The organism is Gammaproteobacteria bacterium (assembly GCA_013697705.1).
In the GTDB taxonomy this organism is placed as follows: domain Bacteria; phylum Pseudomonadota; class Gammaproteobacteria; order UBA6002; family UBA6002; genus UBA6002.
This window is the reverse complement of record JACCWJ010000005.1, coordinates 149,587-165,004: the sequence shown is the minus strand read 5'-3', so window position 1 is coordinate 165,004 and position 15,418 is coordinate 149,587. Positions and strand designations below refer to the sequence as shown.

The following is a 15,418-nucleotide window of genomic DNA, read 5'->3' as shown; positions in this document are numbered from 1 at the left end:
ATCCAGCATCGGCGTGGATCCCGCGATCAAGTCGCGGGACGACGTAGGAGGGGGTGTCGCAGGGCGACAGGAAGAAGATGTTGTGGCGACAGGAAGAAGATGTTGTGGCGACAGGAAGAAAAGATGTTGTGGCGACAGGAAGAAGATGTTGTGGCGACAGGAAGAAAAGATGTTGTGGCGACAGGAAGAAGATAAAGGAGCACTAAATAGTAAAATTTATCATTTCTGGCTTTACAACAAGAATTTCTTCTCCATAATATATTCCTTATATTTTTTGGATCTACCCCATATAATTACAAATAAAAGGTAAAAACATGAGAACATTCTATGCTCGATTCTTACGTATCACCTCTTCGTTGGCCCAAGGGCTGGCTGATGCCGCTGAGATGGGCACTTCCTTACTCATGAATCGCGATGCCACTAAAACCCTGACCCCCTCTAATTATGCCGTTTCATACTTATTCGGAATATTAACAGGCATTGTTACGGGAGTGACTCATTACAATTTCCAAGGGCGTGAAATCCAAAAGAGAATAACTAATGATCAACGCCGCGACTCCCAAACTGAAGAAGAACTGGCTGCAATTGAAACCCAGCCCTTGTCGCTAAAACGAAAATCCTCTTATTTATTAATAAAATATGGCTATATTGGCATGGCGATAATAGTAGATTATTTGGCACTCAGCTTTCTCTATTCTGCTACGAAGGCATGGGTGCAGGATTTGAAAGAAGGTGATGACACTCCCCTCACCTTTGTCTCACATAGTGAAGGTCTTGCCATCCTTTTGTACTATACCCTTTTTGATTTGCCCATGGTCGTAACCACCGGTATTAGCCAAACCTGTACCGGAATTAGCAATATGATGGATGTGCTGCCGCACGAGGCACCTGATAAATTTGTAATGAAAAAATTATTCTCTGCAGTACGCCCCATCGCTGCAAGTAACGTCTGTCGAAAACTCATTCGCGGTAGTGGAACACTAACAGATACTGTTGAACATGTTTTACCCCTTATAATCCTTATCCCGCCCTCTGTTATTTTAAGTATCATGAATAGCCCAGCGATAATAGCTTGGGGTGCAGCGGGGATAAGCTTAGTGGTGCTAGGCATAGTTTCTGGCACTATTCTCACTCAAACTTATCTTTTTGAGGGGAGATTTAGTGAACAAAACTTAAGATGGATTGCCAGCAAATTTGGTGAAGAACTAGGAGACGAGGCCGCTTGGGTTTCTCCCCGTGTAGCGAATATTTTTCACAAACTGCTCTATTTAGGTGGGCCATTACATGGTTGTGATAATGGTTTATCCGTTTCCCTCACATTGAAAGAAGTGAGTGCCCCCGCCAGCTTGATTGCGATTACTACGCCGCTATTTTTTGGAATATCCTGGGCAGGAAATCATTGGTCAGAAGTTAAAGAATCTCAAGATGAGCTTGAAGAAATTACTTTGCCTCGGGAATCCACACTGTCTAATAGCCGTCACACGCAATTTTTCGCAAGAGGTTACGGGACATTAAACAATGACCCAGAAGATATGAAGCCTATCGCTATTTTAAACAATGCTCAATCGCTTAATGGCTAACGCTTTCATATAACCAGAGGCATTCGATAGGGTCTTGTACCAAGTTCAAGTGTATAAGACCTACTATTCCCAGCACCGTTTACTCTTGTAATATTTCACGTTTAATACCCGGCTGGCTAACCGCAACATAGACAAGGGTAGCATCTGAAACTTTTATAAGTCCGGGGTGCGTGAGTCTTTCTGCGTATACCTCTACTTTTACTGTGATAGAAGTCTTTCCCATCTTCTCGATATCTACATAAAAACTTACGAGGTCATAGACAAACAGTGGCTGCAAGAAGGTCAAATCCTTCACCGCCACTGTCACAACGTGCCCCAGGGTTTTTTTGGTAGCAACTATCGCCCCTGCTATGTCGATTTGAGACATCAGCCAGCCCCCAAAGATATCACCCGATCTATTGGCATCATTGGGTAATGTCTTGATGCGCAGCACCGGGTCACGATTAGGTAGGTTTGCAATTATTTCTGTAGACATAGCCTCTTACCTCTTTTAATGAACGTGGGTTTCTTGTTGTTTGGGTGGTTTTTGCTCATGAATAGAAGTCTCTGGCAAATCATCCAGCGACTGCCAACCCGCATCTGGAGTGAAGCGTTCACCGTATTGAGTCATAAGTTCTTCCAGGCGCTGACGAATTGCGGGAATGCCTCGCGTTCTGGCGTATTGCATAGGGCCGCCGCGAAATGGGGCAAAGCCCGTACCAAAGATCATGCCTGCATCTAGGAGATCAGCGTCACTGACAATAGTTTCGCGCAAACATGCAGCCGCTTCGTTTAACATTCGCAGGATCAGCCGATCGATGATGTCATCTTCTGGCATCTTGGTAACAGCCGTTTCTTCTTTTTTAGTTTTCATCACCTTACCGTTGTGATAGCGGTAAAATCCTTCCCCCGATTTCACACCGAGCTTTCCTTCGGACACTAATTGCTGAAGCTGTCCTGGTACTTCGCCACCAAGGTGACGTGTTAAGATCTGGGCTACTGACAAACAAACGTCGAGTCCCACTCTGTCAGCCAATTCAATGGGTCCCATCGGCATACCAAATTTTTTAGCCGCTTTATCTATCGCCGAAGCAGGAACACCCTCCTGCAGCAATAATACGCTTTCCAAGAGGTAAGGCATGAGAATACGATTAACTAAAAAGCCCGGCTTACTCAATACAGGTAAAGGTAGGCGATTAATTTGTTTTACGAAGGCGATAGCATCGTTTATGCGTTCTTTATCAGTGGCAGAATCATAGACAATTTCCACTAATTCCATTTTTTCTACAGGATTAAAGAAGTGAATACCGATCAACTGATTTGGTAATTTAAGCACCTTGCTTAATTCAGCTAAAGGTAAGCTTGAAGTATTCGTTGCCAGTATAGCGGTTGGCTTCATCTTGCTTTCTATCTCTCGATAAAGCGCATGCTTGGCACCAAGATCTTCAATAATGGCTTCAATAATGACATCCGCTTTAGCAATGCCGGTACCGTTAAGATCGGGGGTTAATCGGTCCATAGTCAGCATGACTTCACGTGAGGATTTTTGTTTTGACTTGATGACGCCATAGGCCTTTTTCATTCCCGCCGCAATAAATTTAGGGGTTTGATCCTGCAACGTAACTGTCAAGCCAGAAATAGCACACCATGCAGCAATTGCACTGCCCATCGTACCTGCACCAATGACATGAACATGCTTGGCTTTAAAGCTGAAACCTTTAGCCAGTCCCTTCAGCCGTTCTTTTAGGAAAAAAGCCCTGACTAAATTACGCGCTGTGGGAGACACCATAAGTTCGCTAATGGATCGGGCTTCTTGCACCATCGCTTGGGGGCTTTCCGGACCTAATTCCTCCCAATTTCGGATAACAGCAAAAGGTGCCGGGTAATGATCTTCACTTATCTTTGCCTTTAAATTCTGCGTGAAAACCTTTACCAATAAAGGTCTCACTAACCCATGATTGGTCAGCGCATCAACAAAGGAAGGTTGATGCGGTTTAGGGGCTTGTAGGGCATAGTGCATGGCGGCTTTTTCAAGGGTGCGCTTAGGCACCGCGTCGTCAATGATGCCCAGCTTAGCCGCTTCTTGAGCACTGATAATTTTGCCTGAGAGGATAAGCTTCATTGCATTGGGTGCGCCGATCAATAGCGGCAACCGTATCGTCCCCCCCCAGCCTGGTTGAATACCCAGTAAGACTTCCGGTAAACCTATTTTCGTATGACGGCTGTCGTCAGCAACTCTATATTTACAGGCTAGAGCCAGCTCTAAACCCCCGCCTAAACAAAAGCCATCGATCATTGCAACCGTGGGTTGCGGCAGTACTGCTAATTTATCAAATACTAGCTGTCCTTGACGGATCAATTTGAAGGCCTGATCTGCGGTCTTTAATTCAGTGAATTGCGAAATATCTGCTCCAGCGATAAACCCTACCTTTTTCTCAGAGTAAATGATGACACTTTTGATAGACGTATCTTTCGCGATATCATCTAACATGCCGTCGAATTCTTGAAGTAAGGAATGATTGAGCGTATTGACCGAACTGCCTTGGCGATCAATTCCTAACCATAAAACACCCTTCTCATCGAATCGTAATTTGAAGTTTTGATAATCATTTTTCATTGGCATGCCCTACCTCAATAGTGTAAATCTAAATTCCTTTAACATTTAATCTCTGAATTCCAATGGTTAAACACGTTCTAACAACATTGCACCACCTTGGCCTCCTCCGATACAAATCATGGCCATCCCTCTTTTCTTATTGGTTCTTTTTAGAGTTTCTAATAGATGCAATATTATTCGCGCACCACTAGCCCCTACGGGATGCCCTACTGCTATAGCGCCCCCATCAACGTTTAATTTATCTAAATTTAGGCTACCGAATTTATGATCTAGGCCTAACTCTTTACGACAAAAATCGTCATTTTCCCAGCCTTTAACGCAAGCCAGCACTTGTGCGGCGAACGCTTCATTGATTTCCCAATAATCAATATCATCAATGGTAAGATGTTGCCGTTTCATTAATGGGGTAGCAGCAAAAATAGGACCCAAACCCATCACATCTGGCGCTAAAGCTGCCCAGTTTACATCGACAATTCTACCCAAAATAGGCAGATTATAGCGTTTAACCGCGTCCTCATTTGCTAACAGTAACATGGCTGCACCATCAGTTACTTGTGAACTATTACCCGCAGTGACTGAGCCATATTTATCAAAAAAGGGCTTGAGTTTCGCTAGTTTTTCCAGGGATGTATCGGTCCTGGCCCCGGTATCGGTATCGTAAAAATTCCCAGAAGTATCATAAAGAGCCGCCATTTCATTAGAGAGACGTCCTTCTTCTTTTGCCTTGGTGATACGTTCATGACTACGAAGAGCAAATTGATCCATTTCTTCTCGACTAATATGAAACTGGCAGGCAAGTTTCTCTGCTGTTTGGCCCATGGAGAGACCCACCAAGGGATCACTTAAACCCTTTCGTAGAGCCGCTTCTGGCATGAGAGAGTTCGGTTTGAATTCTGCTAATACTTGCGCTTTCTTGCCGAGGGTTTTAGCGGCTTTAAAACTCGATATCCAATCAACAAACTGATCGCTGTATAATAAGGGTGCACGACTCATCGCTTCGGTTCCCCCTGCTAAAACGAGGTCATGACGTCCTAAAAGAATATCTTTAAAGGCGGAATCGATCGCTTGCATTCCAGAACCGCAATTTCTTTGTACCGTCCACGCAGGCACTTTATTGCCACAACCCAGTCGCAGCGCTGCCACCCGCGCAATATTGGCTTCCGATTCACGCGGCATGACGCAACCCAGCACTACTTCGCCAATATCGGAGGGCTCGAAAGGTTGGCGATCCAAAAGTGCCTTTCCAGCGGCGACTGCGAGATCCGTTGCAGAGAAAGGGTTAGGGCGTTCTCGCATTTTAAGAAAAGGAGTCCGCGCACCATCTACTATGTAAATATCATGAGATAACTTCTTTTCTGCCATGCTCTTCATTCCTCATTAGGGAGTTAAATTCGTCGACCTGGATTACTCCAAACCTTAATTGTTCCAATTCACGTAACTGATTTACTTCTAGGTCTGTCAAAATATTAGCATTTTTTGCGGCTACAATTTGCGCATCGTAATTTTTTTCTTTAACAACCCCATTTTTAATCGCACTCTGCAGTTTTTGGTAGCTAGGCTCCGCAGCTAATCGACACTCAAACGCTTTATCCATTTTTCTGCAGATATCTTCTGCCTCACCCAGATACATATTTTCGGTTAAACGCTCTCGAAGCTCATCAGCTTGCATCATGGTGTTCGCAATCTGATGATCTTGCACATCTAACGGCAAATGATAATTATTTCCCCATGGGAAAATTAAATTTTTAATCAATCTTGCTAAAAAAGGTTTCGGAAAGTTAACAAAAAAATGATTAAAGGCATTTGCCATTTGATAAAGACAGTAATTTTGTATCCACTCGATAAAAGGCAAATCTGCAGGCGATTTCTGATGATCTTCGTAATATTTTAATGTGGCAGAGGCCAGGTAAAGATAACTTAGCACATCTCCAAGCCGCGCAGAAAGTCGCTCTTTTTGCTTCAATTCTCCCCCTAAAGTCGCTAAGGAAATGTCTGTAACAATGGCGAGTGCGACACTCATGCGCGTTAACTGACGATAAAATTTTGACGTATAGTCATGTATTGGAACACGAATAAAACGGGCATTGGTGAGCCCATAAAATAGCCCGCGCAATAAATTTGATAAGCCATAGCCAATATGCTTAAAGAAAACTTTATCAAATTTGTTTAAAGCACGTTCTGTATTTTCATTTTGTAAGGCGGCCACTTCTTTTTGTATAAAGGGATGACAACGCAATACTCCTTGACCAAAAATGATGAGATTACGGGTTAGAATATTAGCCCCTTCCACTGTGATGCTAATGGGTTGCGCAATGTAATAAATGCCCAAATAATTATTCGGTCCTAATTGAATAGAGCGACCACCATGAATGTCCATTGCGTCATTGATTATTTTTCGGCTCAATTCAGTAAGATGATATTTAGTTATCGCCGTGGCGATAGACGGTTTTGCTTCCTGATCTATCGCCGATGCAGTTAAAAAACGAGTGGCTTCTGCCATATAGGTAAAAGCCCCGATGCGCGCCAGGGCTTCTTTTACTCCCTCGAAGGTGCCAATGGAGGTATTGAATTGTTCACGAATCTTGGCATAGGCACCTGTCATGCGATACGCCAGCTTAGCGCTAGCACAACTTAGCGCAGGCAGGGAAAGGCCTCTGCCCACTGATAATCCTTCCATCAGCATCCACCACCCTTTACCTCGCGCTTCTACACCACCAATAATATATTCGAGTGGAATAAAAACGTCTTTACCGGACACGGGTCCATTTAGAAAAGCGAGGAGTAGGGGGGAATGTCGATTGCCCATTGTAACACCCGGAAAATTACGGGGAATCATTGCCAATGTAATGCCAATATTCTCTTTTCCTCCGAGAAGATGGTCAGGATCAAACAACTTGAACGCTAAACCTATCATGGTGGCCATAGGAGCCAAGGTGATATAACGCTTGTTCCAATTGAGACGAATACCTAACGTATTTTGGCCATTAAATTCTTGGTGACACACAATTCCCTCATCGGTCATTGATCCTGCATCACTTCCTGCCCCCGGTGACGTCAGAGCAAAGCAAGGAATCTCCTCTCCGACGACAAATCGAGGTAGGTAATACGACTTTTGATCTGGAGTACCGTATTCCAAAATGAATTCGGCTAATCCAACGGAATTAGGCACCATAATATTTACAGCGGCGCTGTAACTTCGAGAGGCAATCTTCATGATAATGGTAGAGTGAGCGAAAGCAGAAAAGCCTCGGCCCCCATATTTTTTAGGAATGGTGAGTCCTAAAAAACGCTCTTTTTTAATATAATCCCATGCTTCCGGCGAAAGGTCTCCTCGCTTGATGAGCCCCCAATCATCTAACAAGTGACATAAAATATTGACTTGGTTATTGAGGAAGTCGCTTTCTTCCTTACTCAACTTCGCAACGGGGAACTTTAGAAATTGCTTCCAATTTGGGCGTCCAATAAATAATTCTTTTTCCCACCATACATCACCAGCTGCCAACACTTCACGCTCAGTTTTACTGATTCTCGGTAGCTTATTTTTGACCTCTAAAAAAATTCTTGAGGTGATTGAGTGGCGACGAAGCGGCGGAAAATTGAGCATGACCATAATCACTAAGGAGAGAGCCCAAATAATGCCGAGTGTAAGCGTCAGTCCGTGAATAAGGGTTAAGGCTACTCCATAAACCAAAAAAACCACTGTACTGATTAAAAGAGGAACATTATAGAAAATAAGGAATAGGAAAATAAAAATGGCAATGAAAATCTCACCAAGGATTAACATGAGTTTTCCTTATAGGATAAAAGTCCATCATTCCTATTCCCCATTACCCATTACCCTTCACTTACAATATTTTTCCACTATGTAACGGTAAACAGCGCGAATGCCCATGGCTTCGCCACCAATAGGTCTCGATGGTTTATAGCGCAAGTTATATGCCATGATATCTAGGTGTAACCATTTAATTTTATCGGGAACAAATTCTTTCAAGAACAGTGCTGCCATAATAGCACCACCTCCTACTGATTCCATGTCCGCATTGACTATGTCGGCGACAGTACTCTCCAACAAATTACGATACGGTTTATAGATAGGTAGCCGCCATAAAGGGTCTTGTTCTTGTAATGAATATTCGAAAATTTCATTCGCCAGTTGATCATCTTCCGTAAATATGGCGCCCGGTTCAGGTCCGAGCGCTACCCGCGCCGCTCCCGTCAAGGTGGCAATATCAATAATTAAGTCAGGTTCATGTTGCACTGCATCGGTAATAGCATCCGCTAAAATTAAGCGTCCTTCAGCGTCAGTATTGGTCACTTCTACAAAGGTGCCACTTCGCATTTGGATGACATCACCCGGTCTGATCGCTGACCCTGAAACAGAGTTCTCAACAGCGGGAATCAATACCCTAAGTTGTATCGGTAAATTAGCTGACATAATCATTTGTGCCAAGCCCAGAACATGCGCCGCTCCAGCCATATCTTTTTTCATAAAACGCATAAACATAGCGGGTTTAATATCTAAACCTCCCGTATCAAAACAAACACCCTTACCAATTAATGTAATGTGGGGATCTGATTTCTTGCCCCATCTGATATCGATAAGACGAGGGGCATTGACACTGGCGCGTCCAACGGCATGTATTGCCGGATAACCTTTCTTGAGAAGTTCATCTCCAATAGTTAATTTAACTTTGGCTCCAAACTCTTCCGCGACGTTGCAAGAAATTTCGGCAAGCTGGGCCGGTCCTAAATCTTCTGTAGGCGTATTGATGAGATCACGCACGAGATAGGTGGCTTTAACAGAGCTCTCTATATGGGCGTAATCGCAAGAGCCTGGCAGCAATAGCTTCGCATCATAGCTCACAACATCACTTCGATAACGACAAAAACGATAATGGCCCAGTCCCCAAGCAATGGCAGCTAGATCTACCACGGAGGGGTCATATTGTTTTTCAATAGAGTAAACCCCCGCTTTCAAGATAGTCGGTAGATATCCCAAGGACCAAACATCTTGCGCATCCGCTATGCCAAGCAGGATCGCTTGCACATCACCCATCTGATTACCTAGATAGCAAACAGTTCCAGGTTTAGCAGAAAAGCTGGTGACACTCACCCAGTTTTTGACTACTGCGGTTTGCTTCTTCAGCCAAGAATTGAATTCCTTTGTAATAATGGTATGTATCGGAATAACTTTTCCTTGTGTTTCACCGACGTAGCAATCCAACATAGTTAATCTGTTCCTCTTTTCTTAGTTTAATAATGTCTCAGGAGCATGAAATTCTTTATTCAAATCTCCTGCGACTGCTTGATGGGTAATTTTCCCTTTGTATACATTTAAACCGTGACGCAAATGAGTATCCTCTAGAAGTGCTTTTTTATAACCCTTAGATGCAATTTCAATAATAAACGGTAAAGTAGCATTATTGAGTGCGAAAGCAGCAGTGCGAGGCACAGCTCCTGGCATATTTGACACACAATAATGCACTATATCATTGACCACAAAAGTAGGGTCATCAAAGGTTGTTGGCCTACTTGTTTCGAAGCATCCGCCTTGGTCTACGGAAACATCGACCACCACTGAGCCAGGCTCCATTTGTTTAAGAAGTTTGCGAGTAACCACTTGCGGCGTCGCATGCCCCGGCACGAGTACTGCGCCAATCACTAAGTCGGCCTGACAGACCTGTTCTTCTATAGAGGTTTGGGTTGCAAAAATCGTACTTAAACCAGACCCAAATTGTTGGTCAAGCTCTCTTAGGCGTTCTAATGATTTGTCCAAGACCGTCACGTTCGCCTCGTTGCCAAGAGCAATTCTAAGCGCATTCGTGCCCACGACTCCACCCCCAATCACTACCACATTGGCCCGACTTACTCCGGGTACCCCTCCCAATAAAACCCCCTTGCCACCATTGTTTTTTTGCAGCCAATAAGCCCCTGCCTGGATGGACAGTCTGCCCGCTACTTCACTCATCGGTGTTAAAAGCGGTAACCTGCCAAAACAATCTGTCACTGTCTCATAGGCAATGGCAATACAGCCGGAATCAAGTAATGCTTGAGCCTGCTCAGGGTCTGGCGCTAGATGCAGATAGGTAAATAAAATTTGATCCTCTCTCAAAAGTGCGTATTCACTTGGCTGAGGTGCTTTAACTTTAACAATAAGATCTGCCTTTGCAAAAACTTCTGCTGCTGAATCGACAATAGTAACGCCCCCTTCAAAAAGGTAGTCCTTATTCTCAAATCCGATGCCTTTCGCCGCATTGCTTTCAATTATTATTTGATGGCCTCTTCTCACCAACTCCCGTGCGCTATGGGGCACCATGCCTACCCGATACTCACCCTTCCTGATTTCTTTAGGAACCCCAATAATCATTGTTCTTCCTTTAACCGGTATATCCTAGTTTTGTTAACTCCAATTGCAATTCTGGCAGTACTTTGAATAAATCGCCAACAAGACCGTAGTCGGCGACGGCAAAAATGGGCGCATCGGGATCTTTATTTATAGCGACAATCACTTTGCTGTCTTTCATTCCGGCAATATGTTGAATCGCCCCTGAAATGCCTATGGCAATATACAAATCAGGCGCCACTACTTTGCCCGTTTGGCCCACTTGGTAATCATTAGGAACAAACCCCGCATCTACGGCTGCTCGGGAAGCACCAATCGCGGCACCTAACTGCTGCGCTAATTGTTCTAGCAGTTTAAAGTTATCCGCATTTTGTAAACCTCTGCCACCAGAAACAACTATTTTTGCAGCGGTTAATTCTGGACGATCGCTCTTCGTTAATTGCCTACCCACCACTTTCGACAGTGTATTCTCTATTACCTTCGCTTCGTTTTTGATAGGGGCTTTTTGGGAGGTCTTTCCTACAGGGGCAAACATTGTAGTGCGAACGGTGATTATTTTAATGGGATCGGTTGATTCAACTGTTTCATACGCATTACCGGCATAAATAGGACGAATAAAGGTAGCTGCATCAATAACCTGGGTAATATCTGAAATTTGTCCTACCCCGATTAATCCAGCCACCCGGGGCATTAGGTTTTTACCGAAGGTATTAGCCGGCGCTAATAGGTAAGCATATTTGGAGGATAACTCCGCCACTAACTCTGCCGTATTTTCCGCCAATTGTTGTTCATAGACGGGGTTATCAGCACAAATGACTTCGTTTACTCCCTCATATTCCGCCATTTCATCGGCAACCGAGGCACAATTATACCCTATCACTAAAACATCAACGGCGGGATGCAACTTGAGCGCCGCTTGCAGTGTTGATAAGGTAGAGGCTAATAATTGGGTATTGTTATGTTCTGCAATCACTAAGGCTGACATTAGATAACTTTAGCCTCCTCGTGTAATTTTTTAATTAACTCTTGAACCGATTCTACTGTGACACCTTTTTTCTTTTGGGAGGGAGGGGTAATGGATTTCACGATAGAGTGTGATTTGAGCGCTAACCCCAAACTATCGAATGGTAACGTTTCAAGCGTTTTTTGTTTGGCCTTCATAATATTGGGCAAGGAAATATAGCGAGGTTTATTTAATCTCAAATCGGTCGTGATTACTGCGGGTAAGATGAGTGCTAAGGTTTCTAAACCCCCATCTACTTCGCGGGTTACAATTGCTTCTTGACCTTGTATTTCTACCTTAGACGCAAAAGTACCCTGTGGCCATTTTAGTAAAGCCGCCAACATTTGACCTGTCTGATTGCAATCATCATCAATCGCTTGTTTGCCTAAAACCACTAATTCGGGTTGTTCTTTCTCAACGACCCATTGCAAAATTTTCGCAATGTTAATAGGTTCAAATTGTTGATCTGTAAGAATATGAATTGCGCGGTCGATTCCCATCGCCAAGGCGGATCGTAGCACTTCTTGACAACCCTCTGGCCCGATTGAAATGACGAGTGTCTCATTAACGAGGCCTTGCTCTTTCAAACGCAGCGCCTCTTCAACCGCAATCTCATCAAAGGGGTTCATCGACATCTTAACATTGCTGGTTTCAATGCCAGAGTGGTCTGATTTAACGCGAATTTTTACGTTATAATCTACCACTCTTTTGATACTGACGAGGATTTTTTGCATAAGCTTCCTTGAAGCAAAAAAAGAGAAATTTTAGCTGAAATCAATTTAAATAGCCACAAAGGGGCTGTAGGGGAGAAATATCTTGGTGATATTGGCTATTTATTTTAAAATCTCAACCTTAATAAGAATCTATAACTAGTATTGGAGGGGTTATGCAAGCAGGACGCGAACAAATCAATAATAAAGAGCAAAATCTTGCCCCACGCTCAATCCCAAAACCTATTAAAAAAAATGAGTGCATTGTCTGGAACCCGAGCAACGATTGGGTGACAGAAGTGGGATTACAACTTGACGTTTATCTTGCTTTAAAATCAAAAGACCGAAAAATATCGGACAGTCATGTTAAATATGCGCAAAGCATGAAAAAGTTGGTTGATGCTATTCTAAAGTTTAGAGAGCAAGCGGCCGCGGGGGTTAACGCTGAATTAAATCACACTGCTGAAGATCAGCATAAGAATGTACTGCTATCAAATCTTAAAAAACCCAAACAGTTAAAAAAATGGTATCACAGAGAAAAGAGTTATCTCTATACCTTATGTAAATTTGCCTACAGGCAACACGATAATTACGTCGCACTCGCAAATAATAAGGAGCGTACGAGCAAATTACAGGAAGAGCTTCAATCAAAAGATACAAAAATCGCCGAGCTAGAATATTCTCTCAAGATCAATCTAGAAAGATTAAAATCAGCCCTAGAAGAAAACCAACAGTTAGTTAAAGAGAATAAATCAGTAAAACAACAGGCTGAGGAGAAAGTGCTTGAAAAAGGATTAAAAGAGAGCCTTATGGGCCAAGTTTCAGGCCTTTCCAAGGAGACCGAGGAGCTTAAAACGAAGTTAGAAACTGTCGAGAGTAACTTTGAGAAATTGACCAACATATTGAAAAGAGTCTTGGCATCTAATTTAAGCAAAAAGATCTCCGCATTGTTCACTCCAGATGAAACAGCCTCTCTTGAAAAACTCTCAATAACACAAACAGCCGGCGAAAGAATAGCGGCTAAAGCGCAAGAAGATAATAACCATACAGACGATAATACATCGCAACCCACATCCTTTAAATTTTTTGGAAAAAAATCTAAAGAAGCCACCAAGGATCCAGCAGATAGCGCTTTCAAGGATGCAGTGGGTAACACTTTAGAGCGCGCAGCGGTTATAAAGGAAGACATGAAGGGTGGTCTTACTCAAGTCAAGGAGAAATTCGACAATTTGACTTTACCGACCTTCAATAATCCTTTTTCCCGGAATAAATAGTTGGAGCGCGAAAGCCTAGCCTTTGACGTAGTCATAGTCGGCGCTGGCCCCGCAGGATTATCCGCCGCCATTCGCCTGGCTCAATTAACCTTACAAGATGCTGCGCCTCTTTCAATTTGTGTTTTAGAAAAAGGAGCCGAAGTCGGTTCTAATATAATGTCCGGCGCTGCGATTGAACCTAAGGCCCTGGATGAGTTGCTTCCCGATTGGAAAGCGTTAGGCGCCCCCCTTGAAGTTGGCATTACGGAAGACGATATTTATCTGCTTACTGCTACCCACTCTCTTCGCTTACCCACCCCGAAACCTATGAAAAATGGTGGCAATTACATCATTAGTCTTGAGAATTTGTGTCGCTGGCTGGCTAAACAAGCTGAAAATTTGGGTGTAACTATCTTTCCCGGTTTCGCAGCGGTCGAAATTATTTATGATGCAGATGAAAAAGTATGCGGCGTGGTAACAGGGGATAAAGGCGTTGATAGAAATAATCAACCTACAGATCGCTATCAGCCCGGGATTAAACTACTCGCCAAACATACGTTGTTTGCTGAAGGGTGTCGTGGATCGCTGACCAAGCAGCTTATTAAAAAGTTCAATCTTCAGGATGATCGTTCCCCGCAAACATATGGCATAGGTGTCAAAGAGTTCTGGAAAATTCCCAAAGAGCAGCACCGTGAAGGTAAGGTAGTTCACACAGTCGGTTGGCCGCTTGACTCTAAAACGTATGGTGGCAGCTTCATTTATCATGGTGCAAATCAACAGCTGGCAGTGGGATTCATTATAGGGCTTGATTATCAAAATCCTTATCTAGACCCTTTTGAAGTACTACAACAATTCAAAACCCACCCCAAATTTATCCACCTATTTAAGAATGGCCGGCGTATTTGTTACGGCGCTCGGGCTATCACCGAGGGGGGATGGCAATCGCTGCCTAAGCTCACAGTGCCTGGCGCTATGATCATAGGCGATAGCGCTGGAACCTTGAACGTTCCTAAAATTAAGGGCACCCATACTGCCATGAAGTCAGGCATGATCGCCGCAGAAACCCTGTATGCAGAGCGACATAACTTAGCGTCTGAACTCAAGGAGTTTGAGCCTAATTTACGAAATTCTTGGGTTGGTAAAGAATTATATCTTGCTAGAAATATACGCCCAGGATTTAAAAAAGGTCTCTGGACCGGCCTTGCCTATGCAGCGCTTGATAACTACATTTTTCACGGCAGAGCGCCTTGGACCTTTAAAAATCATGCGGATTTCACCACGTTAAAACCCGCGAAAGCAGTTAAAAAAATAGAATATCCAAAACCAGATAATAAAATTACCTTCGATAAATTATCGTCGGTTTATTTAGCTAATACCTATTACAGTGAAAATCAGCCGTGTCATTTAGAGATTCTGAATCCACTTATTCCCATTGAAGTAAATCTCAAGATTTATGATTCACCCGAATCGCGTTATTGTCCCGCAAACGTGTATGAAATACTGCATCAAGATTCAGTGCCTTATTTACAGATTAATGCCTCAAATTGTGTTCATTGCAAAACGTGTGACATTAAAGATCCGAAGCAGAATATTAATTGGGTGCCTCCCGAAGGGGGCGACGGGCCTAATTATATTGATATGTAATTTACCTAATTGGGAACCTGGATTTCGCTTCGCTTCATCTGGATGCAGCGCAGCGTAATCAAGGATTCATTCTCCAAATCACTCATAATTTGCTCCTCCACATTCCTATAAAAAAGAAGATAGCTAGTCAATTACATTACAATTATCTTTGTAGTTACCCATATGAATATCCTTGATTCCGTTGCACTGCATTAAGGCTACGAACTTCATTTAATCAAATATGCTCGGTTTTAGCTCATTGAGGCATTTGCTGTAATCGCCATACTCATAAAAATAGGCAAATCCCTGC

Annotated in this window: 11 protein-coding genes; 3 read left to right on the top strand and 8 right to left on the bottom strand. The window is 43.4% G+C overall.

From position 1 onward, the window contains the following. The first annotated feature begins 314 nt into the window (after window positions 1–314). Entirely contained in the window at window positions 315–1,580 is a 1,266-nt protein-coding gene (locus tag H0U71_02320) for a hypothetical protein (protein ID MBA2653886.1), read from the top strand. 79 nt (window positions 1,581–1,659) lie between these two features. Here the strand turns inward: H0U71_02320 and H0U71_02315 are convergent, their stop codons facing one another. From H0U71_02315 to H0U71_02280, 8 genes are all read right to left on the bottom strand, one after another. Further along, on the bottom strand, window positions 1,660–2,055 hold the full coding sequence (locus tag H0U71_02315; protein ID MBA2653885.1) for an acyl-CoA thioesterase: 396 nt from the start codon (window positions 2,053–2,055) through the stop codon (window positions 1,660–1,662). A gap of 15 nt (window positions 2,056–2,070) precedes the next feature. Further along, window positions 2,071–4,176 carry an enoyl-CoA hydratase/isomerase family protein gene (locus tag H0U71_02310; protein MBA2653884.1) on the bottom strand — a complete coding sequence of 702 codons (2,106 nt, stop codon included), beginning with the start codon at window positions 4,174–4,176 and terminating at the stop codon, window positions 2,071–2,073. Window positions 4,177–4,242: 66 nt separating this feature from the next. Continuing rightward, window positions 4,243–5,538: an acetyl-CoA C-acetyltransferase gene (locus H0U71_02305; GenBank protein ID MBA2653883.1), complete on the bottom strand. Its 1,296-nt coding sequence runs from the start codon at window positions 5,536–5,538 to the stop codon at window positions 4,243–4,245. Beyond that, window positions 5,513–7,960, bottom strand: a complete 2,448-nt coding sequence (locus H0U71_02300) for an acyl-CoA dehydrogenase (protein ID MBA2653882.1) — start codon at window positions 7,958–7,960, stop codon at window positions 5,513–5,515. Before H0U71_02300 ends, H0U71_02305 begins: the two co-directional genes overlap by 26 nt. 57 nt (window positions 7,961–8,017) lie before the next feature. Beyond that, window positions 8,018–9,403, bottom strand: coding sequence for a leucyl aminopeptidase family protein (locus H0U71_02295; GenBank protein MBA2653881.1), 1,386 nt, complete (start codon window positions 9,401–9,403; stop codon window positions 8,018–8,020). Window positions 9,404–9,424: 21 nt separating this feature from the next. Continuing rightward, entirely contained in the window at window positions 9,425–10,543 is a 1,119-nt protein-coding gene (gene ald / locus H0U71_02290) for an alanine dehydrogenase (GenBank protein ID MBA2653880.1), read from the bottom strand. Between the two features lie 10 nt (window positions 10,544–10,553). Then, the gene (locus H0U71_02285) at window positions 10,554–11,504 is read right to left on the bottom strand and encodes an electron transfer flavoprotein subunit alpha/FixB family protein (GenBank protein MBA2653879.1); all 951 of its coding nucleotides are present in this window, start codon (window positions 11,502–11,504) and stop codon (window positions 10,554–10,556) included. Continuing rightward, the gene (locus H0U71_02280; GenBank protein MBA2653878.1) at window positions 11,504–12,256 is read right to left on the bottom strand and encodes an electron transfer flavoprotein subunit beta/FixA family protein; all 753 of its coding nucleotides are present in this window, start codon (window positions 12,254–12,256) and stop codon (window positions 11,504–11,506) included. Before H0U71_02280 ends, H0U71_02285 begins: the two co-directional genes overlap by 1 nt. A 152-nt stretch (window positions 12,257–12,408) precedes the next feature. On the opposite strand from H0U71_02280, the gene H0U71_02275 reads away from it, so the two are divergent. After that, window positions 12,409–13,506 (top strand): hypothetical protein, encoded by a 1,098-nt coding sequence (locus H0U71_02275; protein MBA2653877.1) that lies wholly within the window; start codon window positions 12,409–12,411, stop codon window positions 13,504–13,506. Next, window positions 13,507–15,129 carry an electron transfer flavoprotein-ubiquinone oxidoreductase gene (locus H0U71_02270; GenBank protein MBA2653876.1) on the top strand — a complete coding sequence of 541 codons (1,623 nt, stop codon included), beginning with the start codon at window positions 13,507–13,509 and terminating at the stop codon, window positions 15,127–15,129. Window positions 15,130–15,418: the final 289 nt, after the last annotated feature.

Excerpts from the sequence above, each read along its gene's own strand:
- H0U71_02320 (MBA2653886.1), top strand. The coding sequence starts at position 315 with ATGAGAACATTCTATGCTCGATTCTTACGTATCACCTCTTCGTTGGCC.
- H0U71_02315 (MBA2653885.1), bottom strand. The coding sequence starts at position 2,055 with ATGTCTACAGAAATAATTGCAAACCTACCTAATCGTGACCCGGTGCTG.
- H0U71_02310 (MBA2653884.1), bottom strand. The coding sequence starts at position 4,176 with ATGAAAAATGATTATCAAAACTTCAAATTACGATTCGATGAGAAGGGT.
- H0U71_02305 (MBA2653883.1), bottom strand. The coding sequence starts at position 5,538 with ATGGCAGAAAAGAAGTTATCTCATGATATTTACATAGTAGATGGTGCG.
- H0U71_02300 (MBA2653882.1), bottom strand. The coding sequence starts at position 7,960 with ATGTTAATCCTTGGTGAGATTTTCATTGCCATTTTTATTTTCCTATTC.
- H0U71_02295 (MBA2653881.1), bottom strand. The coding sequence starts at position 9,403 with ATGTTGGATTGCTACGTCGGTGAAACACAAGGAAAAGTTATTCCGATA.
- ald (MBA2653880.1), bottom strand. The coding sequence starts at position 10,543 with ATGATTATTGGGGTTCCTAAAGAAATCAGGAAGGGTGAGTATCGGGTA.
- H0U71_02285 (MBA2653879.1), bottom strand. The coding sequence starts at position 11,504 with ATGTCAGCCTTAGTGATTGCAGAACATAACAATACCCAATTATTAGCC.
- H0U71_02280 (MBA2653878.1), bottom strand. The coding sequence starts at position 12,256 with ATGCAAAAAATCCTCGTCAGTATCAAAAGAGTGGTAGATTATAACGTA.
- H0U71_02275 (MBA2653877.1), top strand. The coding sequence starts at position 12,409 with ATGCAAGCAGGACGCGAACAAATCAATAATAAAGAGCAAAATCTTGCC.